The sequence below is a fragment of the Streptococcus sp. 121 genome (assembly GCF_016458205.1).
Taxonomy (GTDB): domain Bacteria; phylum Bacillota; class Bacilli; order Lactobacillales; family Streptococcaceae; genus Streptococcus.
The window spans coordinates 56,175-72,290 of record NZ_JAEMED010000007.1 but is presented as its reverse complement, the minus strand read 5'-3'; the positions used below and the strand labels follow the sequence as shown (position 1 = coordinate 72,290).

The 16,116-nt window shown below is 40.4% G+C and carries 18 protein-coding genes; 2 read left to right on the top strand and 16 right to left on the bottom strand.

Features of this window, described 5'->3' with window-relative positions; all coding sequences use genetic code 11:
• Positions 1-321 (top strand): transposase (locus tag JEQ21_RS02575; RefSeq protein WP_199363837.1); only part of this gene is annotated, 321 nt, incomplete at its 5' end.
• Between the two features lie 295 nt (positions 322-616).
• On the opposite strand, the gene JEQ21_RS02570 is transcribed toward JEQ21_RS02575, so the two are convergent.
• The 16 genes from JEQ21_RS02570 to JEQ21_RS02495 all read right to left on the bottom strand — a co-directional run bounded on the left by JEQ21_RS02570 (position 617) and on the right by JEQ21_RS02495 (position 15,423).
• On the bottom strand, positions 617-1,621 hold the full coding sequence (locus tag JEQ21_RS02570; RefSeq protein ID WP_199363836.1) for a LacI family DNA-binding transcriptional regulator: 1,005 nt from the start codon (positions 1,619-1,621) through the stop codon (positions 617-619).
• 142 nt (positions 1,622-1,763) lie between these two features.
• Positions 1,764-3,644, bottom strand: a complete 1,881-nt coding sequence (locus tag JEQ21_RS02565) for a heparinase II/III domain-containing protein (protein WP_199363835.1) — start codon at positions 3,642-3,644, stop codon at positions 1,764-1,766.
• A 387-nt stretch (positions 3,645-4,031) separates the two neighbouring features.
• The gene (locus tag JEQ21_RS02560; RefSeq protein WP_196091507.1) at positions 4,032-4,847 is read right to left on the bottom strand and encodes a PTS system mannose/fructose/sorbose family transporter subunit IID; all 816 of its coding nucleotides are present in this window, start codon (positions 4,845-4,847) and stop codon (positions 4,032-4,034) included.
• Complete coding sequence (locus JEQ21_RS02555; protein WP_199363834.1) at positions 4,834-5,610, bottom strand: PTS mannose/fructose/sorbose/N-acetylgalactosamine transporter subunit IIC; 777 nt, start codon at positions 5,608-5,610, stop codon at positions 4,834-4,836. Before JEQ21_RS02555 ends, JEQ21_RS02560 begins: the two co-directional genes overlap by 14 nt.
• A gap of 45 nt (positions 5,611-5,655) precedes the next feature.
• Positions 5,656-6,147, bottom strand: a complete 492-nt coding sequence (locus tag JEQ21_RS02550; protein WP_199363833.1) for a PTS sugar transporter subunit IIB — start codon at positions 6,145-6,147, stop codon at positions 5,656-5,658.
• Between the two features lie 13 nt (positions 6,148-6,160).
• Complete coding sequence (locus tag JEQ21_RS02545) at positions 6,161-7,348, bottom strand: glycoside hydrolase family 88 protein (RefSeq protein ID WP_199363832.1); 1,188 nt, start codon at positions 7,346-7,348, stop codon at positions 6,161-6,163.
• Positions 7,329-7,796, bottom strand: coding sequence for a PTS sugar transporter subunit IIA (locus JEQ21_RS02540; protein WP_199363831.1), 468 nt, complete (start codon positions 7,794-7,796; stop codon positions 7,329-7,331). The genes JEQ21_RS02545 and JEQ21_RS02540 overlap by 20 nt, the downstream gene beginning before the upstream one ends.
• Before the next feature lie 22 nt (positions 7,797-7,818).
• Complete coding sequence (locus JEQ21_RS02535; protein ID WP_196967165.1) at positions 7,819-8,451, bottom strand: bifunctional 2-keto-4-hydroxyglutarate aldolase/2-keto-3-deoxy-6-phosphogluconate aldolase; 633 nt, start codon at positions 8,449-8,451, stop codon at positions 7,819-7,821.
• 12 nt (positions 8,452-8,463) lie between these two features.
• On the bottom strand, positions 8,464-9,465 hold the full coding sequence (locus JEQ21_RS02530; protein ID WP_199363830.1) for a sugar kinase: 1,002 nt from the start codon (positions 9,463-9,465) through the stop codon (positions 8,464-8,466).
• Between the two features lie 17 nt (positions 9,466-9,482).
• Positions 9,483-10,121: an RpiB/LacA/LacB family sugar-phosphate isomerase gene (locus tag JEQ21_RS02525; RefSeq protein ID WP_199363829.1), complete on the bottom strand. Its 639-nt coding sequence runs from the start codon at positions 10,119-10,121 to the stop codon at positions 9,483-9,485.
• A 34-nt stretch (positions 10,122-10,155) separates the two neighbouring features.
• The gene (locus tag JEQ21_RS02520; RefSeq protein ID WP_199363828.1) at positions 10,156-10,971 is read right to left on the bottom strand and encodes a gluconate 5-dehydrogenase; all 816 of its coding nucleotides are present in this window, start codon (positions 10,969-10,971) and stop codon (positions 10,156-10,158) included.
• 314 nt (positions 10,972-11,285) lie between these two features.
• Positions 11,286-11,753: a prolyl-tRNA synthetase associated domain-containing protein gene (locus JEQ21_RS02515; protein WP_199363838.1), complete on the bottom strand. Its 468-nt coding sequence runs from the start codon at positions 11,751-11,753 to the stop codon at positions 11,286-11,288.
• Between the two features lie 316 nt (positions 11,754-12,069).
• On the bottom strand, positions 12,070-13,044 hold the full coding sequence (pta, locus tag JEQ21_RS02510; RefSeq protein WP_199363827.1) for a phosphate acetyltransferase: 975 nt from the start codon (positions 13,042-13,044) through the stop codon (positions 12,070-12,072).
• Between the two features lie 12 nt (positions 13,045-13,056).
• Positions 13,057-13,947: an RluA family pseudouridine synthase gene (locus tag JEQ21_RS02505; RefSeq protein WP_196092197.1), complete on the bottom strand. Its 891-nt coding sequence runs from the start codon at positions 13,945-13,947 to the stop codon at positions 13,057-13,059.
• Positions 13,944-14,768 carry an NAD kinase gene (locus JEQ21_RS02500; RefSeq protein WP_196092201.1) on the bottom strand — a complete coding sequence of 275 codons (825 nt, stop codon included), beginning with the start codon at positions 14,766-14,768 and terminating at the stop codon, positions 13,944-13,946. Before JEQ21_RS02500 ends, JEQ21_RS02505 begins: the two co-directional genes overlap by 4 nt.
• Positions 14,752-15,423 (bottom strand): GTP pyrophosphokinase, encoded by a 672-nt coding sequence (locus JEQ21_RS02495; protein WP_196092196.1) that lies wholly within the window; start codon positions 15,421-15,423, stop codon positions 14,752-14,754. The genes JEQ21_RS02500 and JEQ21_RS02495 overlap by 17 nt, the downstream gene beginning before the upstream one ends.
• 111 nt (positions 15,424-15,534) lie before the next feature.
• On the opposite strand from JEQ21_RS02495, the gene JEQ21_RS02490 reads away from it, so the two are divergent.
• Positions 15,535-16,095 carry a CYTH domain-containing protein gene (locus JEQ21_RS02490; protein WP_199363826.1) on the top strand — a complete coding sequence of 187 codons (561 nt, stop codon included), beginning with the start codon at positions 15,535-15,537 and terminating at the stop codon, positions 16,093-16,095.
• The last annotated feature ends 21 nt before the right edge of the window (positions 16,096-16,116 follow it).

Sequence of the window (16,116 nt, the reverse complement as noted above, 5' to 3'; positions counted from 1 at the left end):
GATAAGACAGATAGTTCAACTCTAATCAAGAATGAAGTTAGAATGATGATTTCTTGCTTGGCCTATAATCTTTCCTTATTTATGAAGCATTTAGCTAGTGGGTCTGTGAAGAATTTGACGATGAAACGTTTTCGGAAACTGTTTGTGAATATAGCTGGAAAATGCGTCAAAAGTGCTAGAAAACAAATTCTAAAACTGTCTAATCTCTATTCTCTGAAGGATGAGTTTCAGGCTCTCTTTGAGCGAATTTCCAGACTAGATTTCTCAATCCCCGTTCCCTATGAAGTAAGGGATATCAGTCCTCCTTTGTTAGGAAATTAGGATACCGAATCAAATAGAATACATTTTTAAAAATCGAGAGTCGCACCAAGGGCGGAGTCTACCCTTTTTTAGGGTGCTAAGGTAGCAGACCCATCTTTATTTATAGAAAAGCTTGATCGTTCATAAAAATCATCAGAATTGCAATTATTTATTGCTTGTTTCTGATGATTTTTTTGATAGTTACGCAAAGATATTCAGGGTATGAATAATTCGGGGAAATCATTCAAACCCCAAAAAGCTTCTTTGAAAGAATATTCCAAAGAAGCTTTTTCAAAATACATTAGTCTAAAATCTGCTAGAGATTCGTAGATTCATTCCAATTGACATAACAGTTCAAAACCTGATGTTTCTCCTCTTCATTCAATCCTTGGATGTCATCAATTAAAATATGAGTTGCCTTACTTCCCTCTTCAAAAGCTGGTTGAACAATTGTAGAGACCGTTGGTGATGCCAGATTACTCCATTCGGTATTGTCAAATCCAAGTAAACCAACGCGAGGCATATCACAACCAAGATTCTTCATCGTTGTATAAACCAAAGGGAGTGCCCAGCAATTAGGAGCAAAAATTAAGGTCGGTTTTTCTGCATCAATTTCTTGCTTTAAAAAAGTCTCCAATTCACCCACATCTGTTTGAACGTCTGAAATGATTAACTCACTGTAACTTTTATGGACATCTGTTAAAGCATCAATAAAACCAGAAGTTCGTTCAATCCGTGTACTGAGTCGACTTGGATCTGCAGTTATCAATATAAATTTTTCATAGCCTTTTTTGATACAACTTTGAATAGTGTCGTAAACAGCGTCATAGTTATTGGTTTTTACCCAATTGCTGTTGTACTCATAGAGCTGACTGTCAAAAAAAACAATCTTTTTATTTTTCTCGTTGATAATACGAGAGTATTTCCGGAAATTGGAGGTCGGCTGAATCACAAAACCGTCTACACCAAGCTGCAACATGCTTTCAATATAGCGATCTTCACTAGTCTGACTATAATCACTATTCCCGATGATGACTTGATAGCCTTTGTCATTCGCTGCTTCTTCGATCCCCTTTAGAATCTGATTGGAAAAACTATTGGTAATATCTCCAATAAGAACGCCGATGAGTTTCGTTTGCTTAGAAGTCAGTCCACGCGCAATAATACTTGGTTTATAATCTGTCTCTTGAATGGCTTGTTGAATCCGAACTCGTGTAGTTTCTGACATTTTATCATATTTTCCATTTAGATAAAAAGAAACCGTAGTTTTTGAAGTATTTGCTAACTTAGCTACGTCATTAATCGTCACTTTTTTTGACATACCCTCACCTCTCCCTTTAAGCTATGGATATTTGCTATTATTTTCTCAAAAGAAAGCGGTTAACACCTTGTTGTACAAGTCTCTTTTCTATTTCACTTTAAGCATACCACAAGTAAAATTAGAAGGCAAACTGTTTACTTAACTAATGACGCAAGCGTCGTATTTCCTTGGTTTTCCGATTATAAACAATACATTTTCCCCGAAGTTTGACACCATCAACCACCAGTAGTTTTTCACCCCGATAAATGTCTCTGTCCTGAAAGAGGATGAGATAGTCTTCATCTTCAGTTCGCTTACATGAAAAAGCCTTAGCATGAGGAAAAAGTTCCTGATTTGATCTGAAAACAGGAACTTTTTTCACCGTGAATCCCTGCTCCGCTATTACGGTGACTGTCGCCAAGTGATCCTGAAAAGATTCCTGTCTAACAATTTTACGGGTTGCTTCCAATTGATTGTACCGAGGAGAATAGAGACTATCCTTTAACACAAAATTTTGCTCGCTATAAATCTGCAAATCCCCTATTTTATTTTCTAAAAAATTCAAATCCGGACCTAGAACAAATTGTGTCCTCAAGGTATGTTCACCGGAACAATCTAGAATATCAAACAAGAAAATAAGATCGGCTCCAACGCTTAATACTTGTCGCTCATGCCAAAAAGGTTGACCATTCGCAAGTTTGGCTTGATAAACACCTTGAAGCAAATGGCAATCTTCTCGATTTTTGGAAGTGTGACTAATCAGATACGGATAAGAGTGATAACTCCAAGAGTTTTCAATTTGTTCAGAGGGAACATCATCCAATAAGCAGACATTGTGGGCTAGGCTGCTTTTCAAAAAATAACGTTCGCGGCACTCTCGATAAGTATAACGACCAGGATCAATGAAAATCGGTTTACTACGATGATACAGACAGAGTTGATTTTGATCGGAGTGGCTATGACCACTTCCCATAGGACCAGCTTTGAAAAAAATCAAAGACTCCCCTTCACGAATAAGACTATGTCCGGATTCGTAGAAATGGTTGCCTCCTTGAGGTAGCTTAACCGGAATCAAACGTTGAAAAGTGTGTAACCCCTCCTCTCCAACCAGGAAGAGAATCTTTAAATCGAGCCGTCGAATATTCGGGATGTCTAGGAGATAGTTTGCATCTTCTAGAACAATAGCTGCAAATTGAAGGACGTCATGAAGCGCGTGAATATCACTATCGCCTACAGCTATATTATGCCCATCAGGCCCTGTCATCCATAACACATAGTTCCCCATTTTTTTCAAAGTATCGGACAACAGCACTGCATATTTAGGGATTCGATCAGCTAATTCTAACAAGAGCTGAAACACTTCAACATGATAGAGAAATGATTGCTCAAACTGGGTACCATCTTCAAGAATCTGTGTTTGAACTTGTGCCAGGATTTCCTCAGCAGCAAATTGCCTTTCAGATTCTAACTTCACCTCATCACCAAAGGCATGATCTACCAATAAAATGGCAACTGTTTGAAAAATGCCCCAATTACTTAAAGTATCTTTGGGTCTATAATTGGACTTCAGAAAGGTTAGCTGATTTTTAAGAGATTGCAACAAGCTATAATACTCTTCGTCATCAATTACTGCATTGTCTCTTAACAAAGGAATGACTCTACTCCAACTGATACAACGAATGGCAGTATCGATTGTCCGACAACGCAAATCTTGGAGACTAAATTCTTGAACTTGAGCAACCCAAGATTCCATGAAATCCTTCATTTTTTCAAGATAGAAAGAATCTCCGTACAGTTGGAATACAAGACTAAGTTTCCACAAATATTCCTGGCGATTTAACATGAACAGCCATTCCTCATCACCATGACAATCCATATCCCATCTCAAGGGAGATAGCCTATAGGGGATTAAACAGGGTTCCATATCCCAATTATCATCAAATACAAAAACGTTTTCTAGCAATAGCTTCGCAGACTCTAAAACAGACTTGAGAGCTGGTTGTTGCTCTTGTTCTAATGTCTCTAAAACTGATTGATTATACATACTCTGCTCCTTTTCTTCCTTTCAAGGAAAATAGAGAAAGAGGCTAGGAAAACCTACACCTCTCTTTCTAAGTTTATTTCAAAATCAAGCCTAATCACAGCTCTCCCTAACTCTCCTCTTCCTCTCGAGATTATCAACCCGGTTCCAAGATGCAATAACCTTTGAGGTGGCAATAAACTGATACTCTGTGCAGTTCAAAATCTGAACCTTGTTAAACCTCTTCTTCAATTCCTAAATTAAGATTCGAGTCAGATTTCAAACTGCTTTGAGTATTCTGATTTTGAAATTAAATTGGTATGAATTAAGACAAGGAGATGGTGGCAAGATCTTCTTACTCAATACAATCAGCAATTTATCTGGAGAGTTCGAACTATGGGAGGGATAAGATTAGGCAAGGATTCCAAGCCAGCTTCCAATAATTCCAATAATAACAGTTAAGATAACTAATTTATAGGTAGTCCATTTTTTACTTTTAATGAGGTAGTAAACAAATAGAGTAAACAAAGCTGGCAGTAAGGCTGGTGCAATTTTATCCAACATTCCTTGAATAGATACAATACTTTGTTGTGCTTCTTCTTGGACTTCTCCTGCAGCAAAAGTAATCGGCACTTGAATTTTGACAAATGTTACTGCTAGGCCAGAAATAACAGTGACACCAATGATGTTTGCTATATTCGAAATCGTTGCCATTTGCTCACTCATCTTGTCAATGACACTTGTTCCGAATTTATAACCATAAAGACCTGTCAATAATTTAATACTGGTTAGGATGATATTCATCCCAAGGAAAAACAAGATTGGACCTAGGACCAACCCTTGACCTGCTAAGGAGGCAGCAATGGTGGATAGCAAAGGCGCTAAGACAAATTGGGATAGGGAATCACCGATTCCGGCTAAGGGGCCCATCAAGGCCATTTTAATGCCTCGAGTTTCATCTTCGGGGCGATTATTTTCCAGCATTACCAAGTGAAGACTGGTGATAAAAGGTAAGAAGTGTGGGTTGGTATTGTAAAATTCACAGTTCTTTTCCAAAGCTTTATAAAGAGCTTTTTCGTCATTTCCAAAATGTTTTTTAAAGGCTGGATATAGTACATTGGCATAGCCAATCCCCTGATAATTGTTATAGTTAAAACCATTCTGAAGGAAAAAGGCTCTTAAGGATGTTGTGATATAGTCTTTTTTACTTAGTTTAGATCCAGTCATCTTGGGCCTCCTCCTGTTTAACTACGGGCTGCTCTGACTTGTTGAAAAATTCTTTCAAGGCAAAAATACTTCCGACGATGGCGATCCCAATAACAGGCAATTCTAAATAAGCAGCGCAAACATAGCCTAAAAGAACAAATGGGATCAATTCTTTCTTGGCCATAACGGATAGAATCATGGCAAAGCCAATGGCTGGAAGCATTTTACCGGCTACACTAAGTCCATTCAACAATACTGGTGGGATAAGCTCCACAAGACTTAGCAGAGTATCCATTGAATAGGCTCCTAAAAATCCTAGGGCAAACCCAACAATAGCAAAGGTAATGATGGTACGATTTGCAACACCTCTAAACTTCGAAATATTCCCTGCTCGTAAGTGCTTCACAGCGGATTCTGGAGAACCAGCATGAATGGTATAGGCTGACGTTTGTAAAAATTGAATCCCGACCGCAATCGGAGTCGATAGAGCTAAAGCTGCTTCTGGAGTGACTTTGCCTGCACTAGTAATCGCCATTAGAGTTCCGAAGATACCTGGTCCAATTGGATTTGGAGGTACAGTTCCACCTGCTCCTACTCCAAATCCCATATAGGCCAATTCACTAATGGCTCCCATGGTTAAGGCTGTAGGAAGATCCCCCAAAATGATACCAACTCCAAATGAGAGAACGATACTCCGGTTTGTGTAAATACCAAGCAACAAACCGCTAAAACAAAAGGCTGTCCAAAGACCGATAAGGACGGCCTGTATGATACTAATTGTCATAATTACTCTCCTTCAAATTGTTGAAATGAGTTTAGCCACAGAAAATCAAATGTAGTCCAAGACATTAACCTGAGTAGCACCATCATTACCAGATGGAGTTGTTTTGGTATTGAATTGAACATGGTAAACCTCACTCAATTCCTTGACAGCAGCTTTATCTTCAGGTCCAAAGAAGATGGAACGTGTCACCTGAGTTTTTCCCTCAGAATTATGGATATTCCCGATATTTAACTCTTGAATAGGAACTCCTCCTTTGACGAGGGTTAAGGCATCTGGTAAGTCTTTCATCACAAGAAAAATCGTCTGAGCTGGATTGGCCTTGTGAATGACATCAATAACTTTCTGCAAGGAGAAAAAGCGCATTGCAACAGAGCTTGGAATAACAGTTTTCATTAATGTTTGCTGAATAGGGTCTTCACTCACTTCATCGTTTGCAACAATAACTGTGTTACACCCCAAACTCTTTGTCCACAACTGACCTTGTCCATGAATCAAACGTTCGTCAACACGCGCCATTACAATATTCGGTGTCGCCATAAAATACTACCTCCTACCAATATGGATCCCAATCCTTATAAAAACGGATTAGAGCTTCTAAATAATAATAATCGCCCCAAATATTTCCTTGGTCAACCCCTTTTCCAGAATGCCAGGAGTAGACTCCGTGTTCCAAAATAGGTTTGCCAGGTTTCAAATCTTTGGTTGAATAATGTTCGATCAAAGAGCGAAGCAGGCTATGCATGGCATATTTATAAGTTAGTTTATCGTCATCTGTTTCTGGTAAATATTTCAACATCTCATGAATTCCACAAACCGCAACAGCAGTCGCAGATGAATCACGGGCCTGGTCACTACCATCTGAAAAAATCAAATCCCAATAAGAAACAGAGTCCTTAGGCAATCGATTTAGAAAATAGTTGGCAACCCCTTTAAACAGGACGATGCTCTCTTCGTCTCTATTTTTTCGATAGATTAAAGGAATTCCATAGATTCCCCAAGCTTGTCCACGAGCCCAAGAAGAATCATCGCTGTAACCCTGTCTAGTAACTCCTTTTAGGGGGTTACCTGTTTGCGGATCAAAGTAATAGGTATGGAAGGTTGAGGAGTCGTCTCGAATAACGGTTTCAACAGAAGTATAGAAATGTTTCATCGCAATATCAGAATAATGCTGCTTCCCAGTCGTCTCCGAAGCAAAGAAGAGTAACTGTAGATTAAGGAGGCAGTCAATAATAAGCCGATAGTCTTCTGCTTTCCCTAAAACTCCCCAAGCTTGAATAAACTCTCCACCTTCTTGGTAACGTTCCAATAACTTATCCGCTGCTTTGATGGATGCTACTAAAGCTTGAGGACTCCCTGTTAGTTTATAATCTGCCACACAGGACGGTGAATACAGAAATCCTAAATCATGATGATCTAATTCAATTCGATTTTGAACACGATCTAAGAAAGACAGCGTGTTTTTCTGAGCCAAATCTTTGAAAACAGGATTCGAGGAATATTCATAACTTAGCCAAAGTAAGCCGGTCCAAAAGCCATTCGTCCACTCAATATTTTCAATAACAGAGTAGAAATCATCAGAAGCGGCCGGGCTAGGGTAAGCTTCTCCGAAATAGGTAGTATTCAAAAGAATTTGTTCAACGGCTAGTTCAATTGCTGCCTTCACTTCTTCCTTAGATAATAGCTGTTCTTGCTTAAATTGATCTGCTCTTTGAATTGGTTCAACAGTAACCCGCTTCATAAATCCCTCCCTTTAAAATACCATCTTGAAATAGGGCAGCTGTTTCCTCTTTTTGATTTAGTAGAGAAACAGAATCTACTATTCCATCTTTTTCAACTTGAACCAATTTTTCAATAAGAGTTTCAAAGTCGTAGTTTAAGCGAGAGAAGCTTGCGTCTAATAACATGGCTAAATTTAAGCCTGATAAAACGACTACCTCATCATCAGAGAACTGTTGAGCGACTTCGATACTAACTTTAAAAGGAGTTCCACCCAATAAATCTGTTAAGATGAGGGTCTTGTCATCCTCTGGAATTGCTGAAGCAATGTGACTACCAAGCTCCCTTGCAGACATTCCCTCTACAAAATCAATCGGCAAGATGTTTTCCAAATCACCAGCAATTAGTTTTAAAGAACTCAAAATACCACTTGCAAAATTTCCATGTGCCACTACAATAATCTGTACCATTTTCAATGCTCCTTATTCTTGATCATTGTCTAAAATTGGAGTATCCTCGTGCAATCTCTTGAATCTTGTCAAATTCACCTTGACTGGCTAAGCGATTAAATTCACCACCAATGCCAACCGCATCTACTCCAGTCTCTAACCACTCTCCAACAGTGTCTAGCTTGATTCCTCCAGTAACCATAATGGATACCTGAGGAATAGGGGCCTTAATAGCTGAAATATAATCCCGACCTAGCACACTTGCTGGAAAAAGTTTGACCATGGGACACCCAGCTTCAAGAGCCTGAGTAATCTCTGTTAAGGTCATACAGCCAGGAATGTAGGGAATCGCATATAAATGACACATAGTGGCAACTTCCCTGTTAAAGGATGGGGAGACAATATATTGAGCTCCTGCTAAAATAGCTAATCGGGCAGTCGCTGCATCTAAGACAGTCCCAGCACCAATTAAAACAGCTGCGTTTGTTTGATAGAGTTTCACCAATTCTTGAATGACTTGGCTAGCTTCTGGATTTGTATAAGCTACCTCTAAAGCTGTCAGGCCACCAGCAATACAAGCTGAGGCAGCCCTCAAAGCATCCTCTTGATTGTCACCACGTAACACAACCACGAATTTTTGCTCTCGTAAATGTAAAATTACTTCTTGTGAACCCATAATTCAACTCCCTTATCGAATGACATCCTTAGCTTCACCTAAGATAGAATAGATGTTGTGAACTGGCTGAACCATGAAATCACCTTCTAAACTACATTTATAAAGCCCGCTTGCTAGAGCAAAATCTGTAACATCTTTGACGCCCTTTCCTCGCAGTAGTTGGTACAGAGCACCAGCTACAAATGCATCCCCACTTCCAACTCGCTGAAGCACCTGCGTCCTTAATGCTTTACTAGAATAAAATGTTTCCATTAAACCATAAGCTTGATAGGTATGCGTACCATTTGAATCAACTTGCCGAATGGTATGAAAAATTCCTTTTAGGGAGTACTTTTTCTTCAAGATTGACATCCGATGTTCTAACTCTTCTTCACTTGCTCCTTCACGATTAAATAAAGTCCAGTCATCTGGATCTTGTAAAAGAGGTTCAATGCCAAAACAATAGTCGGCTAGCGATGCAAACTCTGAAAATAACGTTTTAGCCTCCCGTATCTCGATTAAACTGGAGCGCCAATTTAAATCAAATGAGATTGGAATATGGAGTGACTTTGCTACTGTTAAGATTTTTTTGAGCCAAACTGATGCAGAAGCTGCGACCGCTAATGTAATACCGCTAAAATGTATCCACTCAACCCCATCTAATACATCTTCTGTAGAGATAGACCTTTCATCAATACTGGAAAAACTTGAAAACTTACGATCGTAGTAAACTTTGCTTGTTCGACAGCCAAAGCCTTCCTCTAAATAGTAAAGTCCGATTCGATCACCTAGGCGTAAAATAGAACTGGTATCTATACCATGACTTGATAAAAAGGTAGAGAAACGGTCCCCTAGAGAATTTTGGGGTAAAGCCGTAAACATTTTAGCCTCTTGGCCAAATCCCTGTAAGGTACAAGCTATATTCACTTCAGAGCCCCCAAAAAAACATTTAGCATCAACACCATCCGAAAGTTCAAGATGATGTAGTGGACTAATCCGAATTAAGGGTTCACCGATTAACAATACCTTTTTCATCTTACTGCCCTCTTAATCTATTCCAAGACTGACTTCAAGTACTGAGAAATTTCCTCATTTTGAGAATTGGCAAAGAAATATTTTTGAAAATGTTCCCCAGCAATTGTTTCTTTTAGAAAATCTTGATCAATTTCCTTTAAAACTGTTAGTAAATCTTTATAGGTAATTTCCTTCATTTCGCTTAGGATACGGGCGTTTCTTTGCTCTGGAACAGCACGTTCACGGGGATAGCCTCCTCCCATTTCATCAGCAAATAGACGTTCAAATATTAATTTAAGATTTAACTCTGCCCCCCAGCCGAATCCTTTAGCAAACGGAATGGATAGAGCATTCCCACCATTAATTTGAGAAAACAGATAGGCGTCTGTAGGATCTGACGCGAAGCCACAAGTAACACCTGGGAAGCTATTAGCAGCTAGTAAGGCTCCAACACCAGTTCCACAGCCAGTAATCACAAAATCAGCCGCTTTACTGACCAGAAGAATGGAAGCTAAAAGACCATTTTGAACATAGGTTAAAGAGCTTTCTCCTTCAACTCCATACATACCGTAGTTAAAGGCTTCGTAGCCTTTTTCATCGGTAACTTCTTTCAAAGTTTTGAAAATCAAGCTATTTTTAGCCGCCTGACTATTTTCATTAATAAGTGCAATCTTCATACGATACTCCTTTCAACTTTCACAACAAGCAAGATTAATCTGATGGCTGTTTGCCTATATAAGCAAGGATCCCACCATCTACATATAGGATATGGCCATTTACAAAATCACTAGCATCACTCGCTAAAAACACTGCAGGACCTACTAAATCCTCCACTTCTCCCCAACGTGCGGCTGGAGTTTTAGCAACAATAAATTGATCGAAGGGATGGCGACTACCGTCTTCTTGGGTTTCACGAAGTGGGGCTGTTTGCGGCGTTGCAATATAGCCAGGTCCTATCCCGTTACATTGAATATTTGCAGCGCCATATTCAGAAGCAATGTTTTTCGTTAACATCTTCAAGCCTCCTTTTGCTGCAGCATAGGCCGATACGGTCTCACGTCCTAATTCACTCATCATTGAGCAAATATTGATGATTTTTCCATGGCCTTTTTTAATCATAGAAGGGATAACCGCTTTTGAAACAATAAATGGAGCATTTAGATCAATATCAATAACCTGTCTAAAGGCTTCTGCAGACATTTCATGCATAGGAACTCTACGAATAATCCCCGCATTATTGACCAGGATATCAATGACTCCAACCTCTGTTTCAATCTGTTTGACCATAGCCTGGATCCCTTCTTCATCGGTAACATCGCAGACATACCCATGAGCTGAGATCCCTTGCTCTTTGTAAGCTTGAAGACCTTTATCAACAAGTTCTTGACTAATATCGTTAAAAACAATGGTAGCCCCTACGTCAGCAAAGGATTTTGCAATCGCAAAGCCAATTCCATACGATGCTCCCGTTATAAGTGCAACCTTACCTTCTAACGAAAATTTAGTCACCGAAAATGAACTTCCCATCAGAAAACCTCCTTTTGTAATCGTTTTCAAAAATAATATACCAAATTAAACCGGTTTTGTAAACGATTTATAATCAATTTCCTGGATTTTTTATAAAATAATGCGCGCTAAATCAAAAATAAGCATAAAAACGGAGATTTTTTAGCAATTATCCATCAAAAACAGAAGTAATACTCTAGATTTTGATAGTAAAAATGAATTAAAATCGTAAAAACAAGATAAAGTTTGCCCCCTTGCTTTATCTTTTAGTAAACCGTTTTATAATTTTTGTAAAAGAAAGCCAAAGTCTCACTACTGAAACTTTGGCTTTCTTCTCACAAATCAACGATGTTTATCGGATAACCGATCTCCTCACAAAAGAGAAAAAGGTCTTTTGTCGCTAAAAAAATAGTCTTCTCATTCGTATTAGGATGAAAACTCATGCGTTTTTCAGACTCAATGGCCCTATCCATATAAAGTAAAACATCTCCCTCCTCATTCAAAAGAAGACCGAAAGGGGAAACCATTCCTGGTCTGAGCTTCATTTTTTGGAAGAGACTATCGGCAGAAGCCATTCGAATTCGATTGGCACCCACTAAATCTCGGAACTTGTCCATATCCAACCGCTGCTGATCATCCATAATCAGAAGATAAAAAGCGGTTTTCTTTTTGTTGGTCAAAAACAAGGTTTTGGTTCGGACACCGTCGATTCCCTTAATATAAGCATCTGCTTCTTCTGTGGTCCAAGTAGGCGGATGTTCAACGGTTTCAATCTCATACTCATTACATTTCAAAATCTGAATGTGTTAATCCTCTTCGCCGAACCTTAAGTTCTGTCTTCATCGGATTGCCTTTTCAGATTTCGAACTGTTTCGAGTATCAATTCCCAGTTCTGACAACTTTTTTAAAACAAGTTTCTCAGCGTCCATATCAACCTCCTTGATAAGAAAGGTTTTAAAACTGAAATCCAATTAGTTTCAAAATCAGAATACCCAAAATTTGCGATTTGCTATACCAATGATGGTCGTTCAACAGGTCTAGGAGGCCTGTTGAATAGGCAGGGTATATCAGTCCGGTTCACCGAAGTGGCTATGTTCCGATTTAAAACGGTACAGAGTATTAATGATAAAGGGCTTGGCTGGCAGTAATCAAGGTAAGCTTGTAGACATCCTTAATGCTGGCTCCACGAGAAAGGTCGTTTACCGGATGGTTCAAACCTTGCAAGATTGGACCAACCGCACTGAAGCCACCGAGGCGCTCAACCATCTTGTAACAGATATTTCCCGACTCAATACTTGGAAAGACAAAAACGGTTGCTTGTCCCGCAACAGGGCTGTTAGGAGCTTTAAGCTTAGCTGTTTCAGGATCGTAAGCGGCGTCAAATTGCAGTTCTCCATCAATCAACAAGTCAGGAGCCAACTCCTGAGCAAGCTTAGTTGCAGTAACAACCTTGTTGACTTTAGGTCCAGAGCCACTTCCTTTTGTGGAATAGCTGAGCATGGCAATCTTCGGATCAATGCCAAAAGCTTTGGCAGTCTCAGCAGAATTCACTGCAATCTCCGCTAGGACATCTGCTTCCGGTTCAATGTTAATGGCACAATCCGCAAACAGATAACGTTCTTCTCCACGAACCATCAGGAAAGAGCCAGAAGTCCGTTTAATCCCAGGTTTGGTCTTAATAATTTGAAGGGCTGGACGAACAGTGTCTGCCGTTGAGTGAATCGCACCAGAAACCATCCCCTGGGCCCTACCTGTGTGCACTAACATAACTCCAAAATAATTGACATCTTCCGTTAAGAGGGTGCGTGCATCTAACTCACTAAGTTTCCCTTGGCGACGCTCCACCAAGCTCTCAACCAACTCATCTAACTCTTCATATTCCCTGGGATTAATCACTTCAAATCCCTCAGTAATACCTTCAATTTCCAAATAAAGCTTGATTCTCTCCGGACTTCCCAAGAGGACTGGTATAATGTCTGTATCCGTTACAATCCGTTTAGTTGCTTGTAAGATACGCGGTTCTTCTCCTTCCGGAAGAACAATTTTAACGGTCTTTCCTTGAAGGGATTGGCGAATGCTGTCAAAAATTTTCATAATATAACCTCCTTAAGGTTTGGGCAGGTCTCCGAGGACCTCTTGGAAATCAGTTGGAAGAGGGGCTTGTAAAAAGAGTTCTTCCTCTGAAAAGGGATTGAAGAAGCGCAAAGAATGGCAATGGAGGGCTTGGCGTTGGATCCCATCCGTCAAGCTTCCTCCATAGAGGTCATCTCCTAACAAAGGATAGCCTTGATGGGAGAAATGGACACGAATTTGATGAGTCCTTCCGGTGTGCAGTTGGATATCCACCAGATAGACTGGAGAGTGGTCGATTAAGACTTGATAGGAGGTACGAGCGTACTTCCCATCTGGTGCCACGCGCCGGGTGATAATGCTCTCTGGATTTCGAGCTATAGGAGCTATGATTTCCCCTTGTTGCGGAAGAGGATGCTCTCCCTTAACAAGAGCTAGGTATTTTTTCTCTATGGCCCTAGCTTGAAGCTGCTTATCTAAACGAGCGTGGGCATACCCATGTTTGGCAAAGAGCATCAGTCCTGACGTGTCACGATCTAGTCGAGTTACAATATGAACTTGCTGGTTCTCATAACCTTGTTCCTGATAGTAGCCTTTGACAAAATTAGCCATGGTATTAGAGTGGTTAACGCTAGGGATACTGGCTACTCCTGCTGGTTTATTGAGGACTAGGAAATGCTGGTCTTCATAGACAATATCTAAGTCCTGGGAGATGGCTTCTAACTTTTCAAATGGAGGCTCAGCCGGGATGTCAATAATCAACTCATCTCCAATATCCAAGAGATAGGTCGCAAACTGTGGTTTCCCATTCACCAAAATTTGACCACCACGATACTTGATTTTCGCCAAAAGCCCCTTAGAAATATCATGGCGCTTGACAAAGGTCTTCACCCTCACATGCTCATCAACAATAAATCGAAATCTCATTCGTCCTCCACCTCGCCAATGAAGGAATCCCGAACTCGCTCCCAGAAACTGGTGTGTTTGGATGAAGCCATAAAGGCGATCTTACGATGGTAAATTTGGCACTCAAATTTGCTGACTTGGTCTACCTGGTAAACATGGTTGTCGACTAATAGAGTATGCGTCGCATCCGATAGGGGGAGAATTTCAATCTTGTCCTTACGGGGGACAATAATTGATGACCCTAGTGTCCGATAAACCCGATTATTGAGACTAGCCACCTCTGTGACCTGGAGAGCTTCAATCGTTGGGTGCAAGACACTTCCACCAAGGGACTTGTTGTAGGCTGTGGAGCCCGTCGGCGTTGAAATACAAATCCCATCTCCACGGAAACGTTCAAATGGCACTTGGTTCAAGTGCAGATCCGCTACCATGGTCCGATCGGTCCTGCGAATAGTCGCCTCATTCAAGGCTAGATAATCGTCCAATTGACCAGATTCATGGTGGACTTTAATTTGGAGTAAAGGGTAAGAAATTTGTGCCCCTTGATCCAAAAGAAGGTTTTGAACCAAAAGGTCTAGTTCAAAATCTCGATAATCGGTATAAAATCCCAGATGACCAGTATGAACCCCAATAAAACGAACCTTGTCTAACTGATCCTTGTAACGATGAAAGGTCGACAACAACATACCGTCCCCACCGATAGAAATGACAATATCCGGGTTCTTGCGGCTTAGCTCAAACTGCTTGTAGGGGCGGAGTTTTTGACTGAGTTCATGAAAAATCTCCTGGCTACGCGGCCGTTGGTTAGCTACAATCGCGATTCGTCTAACGGTATTCTTCATCAGTGTCATCACTATTACCTACTCCGTCATATAACTTGCGATGCATAGGGTCAAAAAGCGCTTGAGCATCCTGAATATCATCCCGTATTTGCCCCATTTCTTCATCTAATTGATAGGCCATCCGAGCCGCTCTTTCCAAACGATTTTTAATCTCCTCTGGGAAATTCCCCTTGTATTTGTAATTAAGGGAATGCTCAATGGTTGCCCAGAAATTCATGGCTAAGGTTCGGATTTGAATTTCCGCCAAAATAGTTCGGGAACCATGGATGGTATCAACGGGGTACTCAATGACCACATGATAGGAACGATAGCCACTGGACTTACGGTGATTAATGTAATCTCTTTCCTGAATAATCCGCATGTCTTTGCGGCGGCGTAAAACCTCTAAAATTTCGTAAACATCGTCCACAAACTGCACCATGATTCGCAAACCAGCAATGTCTTGCATGTCTTGCTCCAGGCGTTCCATAGAGATAGCCCTTATCACCATTTTCTCTTTAATGCTTTCAATAGGCTTCACCCGACCGGTCACAAACTCAATGGGAGAATGAAGATTTTGCTTCCGGTATTGCTTGCGAATTCCCCTTAGCTTGATTTTCAATTCTCCCACGGCTTGAATGTATGGGTCTAGTAAATCTTCCCAATTTGGTTCCATTTTCGCCCCTTTCCTTGTACTTCCTAGTCTTTTTTAATACAATAGACACAATCTTATTTTAACACATTCTTGAAAACCTTTCCATGAATAGGATGAAAGTGAGACATAAAAATGCAACACCTAGAAATTGAATTCAAAAATTTACTGAAAAAAACAGAATATGACCAGCTTCGTTCCCTCTTTACGGAAGTAACTCCTGTCCATCAGACCAACTACTACATTGATAGTCCAAATTGGACCTTGAGAGAACACGGCATGTCCTTGCGCGTGCGAACGTTTGAGGAAGGCGGGGAACTAACCCTAAAGATTCCTCAAGCTATTGGGAATATGGAATACAATCAAGAACTTCCAAGTAATATCTGGCCTCAGTTCCCAGACCAGCTGCATCTTCCAGAAGGTCCTATTTTAGACTTGATTCAAGAAGAGCGAATCAACCTTGAGGAACTGCGGATTCTGGGAAGCCTACACACAGAAAGAGTAGAGATCCAACTGCCTATCGGACTTTTAGCCATTGACAAGAGTAGCTACTTCGACCAGGTTGATTATGAATTGGAGCTAGAGGTTACCAATCCTGCTCAAGGACGTGAAGATTTTGAAAACTTTTTGAAGGAGCAAAATATTGAACAACGCAAGACTCCAACAAAAGTTGCCCGCTTTTCCGCAAAACTATAGAGGGCTGTATCTTTCGATAAA

Excerpts from the sequence above, each read along its gene's own strand:
- JEQ21_RS02570 (WP_199363836.1), bottom strand. The coding sequence starts at position 1,621 with ATGTCAAAAAAAGTGACGATTAATGACGTAGCTAAGTTAGCAAATACT.
- JEQ21_RS02560 (WP_196091507.1), bottom strand. The coding sequence starts at position 4,847 with ATGACTGGATCTAAACTAAGTAAAAAAGACTATATCACAACATCCTTA.
- JEQ21_RS02550 (WP_199363833.1), bottom strand. The coding sequence starts at position 6,147 with ATGGCGACACCGAATATTGTAATGGCGCGTGTTGACGAACGTTTGATT.
- pta (WP_199363827.1), bottom strand. The coding sequence starts at position 13,044 with ATGAAAATTTTTGACAGCATTCGCCAATCCCTTCAAGGAAAGACCGTT.
- JEQ21_RS02540 (WP_199363831.1), bottom strand. The coding sequence starts at position 7,796 with ATGGTACAGATTATTGTAGTGGCACATGGAAATTTTGCAAGTGGTATT.
- JEQ21_RS02535 (WP_196967165.1), bottom strand. The coding sequence starts at position 8,451 with ATGGGTTCACAAGAAGTAATTTTACATTTACGAGAGCAAAAATTCGTG.
- JEQ21_RS02490 (WP_199363826.1), top strand. The coding sequence starts at position 15,535 with ATGCAACACCTAGAAATTGAATTCAAAAATTTACTGAAAAAAACAGAA.
- JEQ21_RS02545 (WP_199363832.1), bottom strand. The coding sequence starts at position 7,348 with ATGAAGCGGGTTACTGTTGAACCAATTCAAAGAGCAGATCAATTTAAG.
- JEQ21_RS02555 (WP_199363834.1), bottom strand. The coding sequence starts at position 5,610 with ATGACAATTAGTATCATACAGGCCGTCCTTATCGGTCTTTGGACAGCC.
- JEQ21_RS02495 (WP_196092196.1), bottom strand. The coding sequence starts at position 15,423 with ATGGAACCAAATTGGGAAGATTTACTAGACCCATACATTCAAGCCGTG.
- JEQ21_RS02505 (WP_196092197.1), bottom strand. The coding sequence starts at position 13,947 with ATGAGATTTCGATTTATTGTTGATGAGCATGTGAGGGTGAAGACCTTT.
- JEQ21_RS02520 (WP_199363828.1), bottom strand. The coding sequence starts at position 10,971 with ATGGGAAGTTCATTTTCGGTGACTAAATTTTCGTTAGAAGGTAAGGTT.
- JEQ21_RS02525 (WP_199363829.1), bottom strand. The coding sequence starts at position 10,121 with ATGAAGATTGCACTTATTAATGAAAATAGTCAGGCGGCTAAAAATAGC.
- JEQ21_RS02500 (WP_196092201.1), bottom strand. The coding sequence starts at position 14,768 with ATGAAGAATACCGTTAGACGAATCGCGATTGTAGCTAACCAACGGCCG.
- JEQ21_RS02530 (WP_199363830.1), bottom strand. The coding sequence starts at position 9,465 with ATGAAAAAGGTATTGTTAATCGGTGAACCCTTAATTCGGATTAGTCCA.
- JEQ21_RS02565 (WP_199363835.1), bottom strand. The coding sequence starts at position 3,644 with ATGTATAATCAATCAGTTTTAGAGACATTAGAACAAGAGCAACAACCA.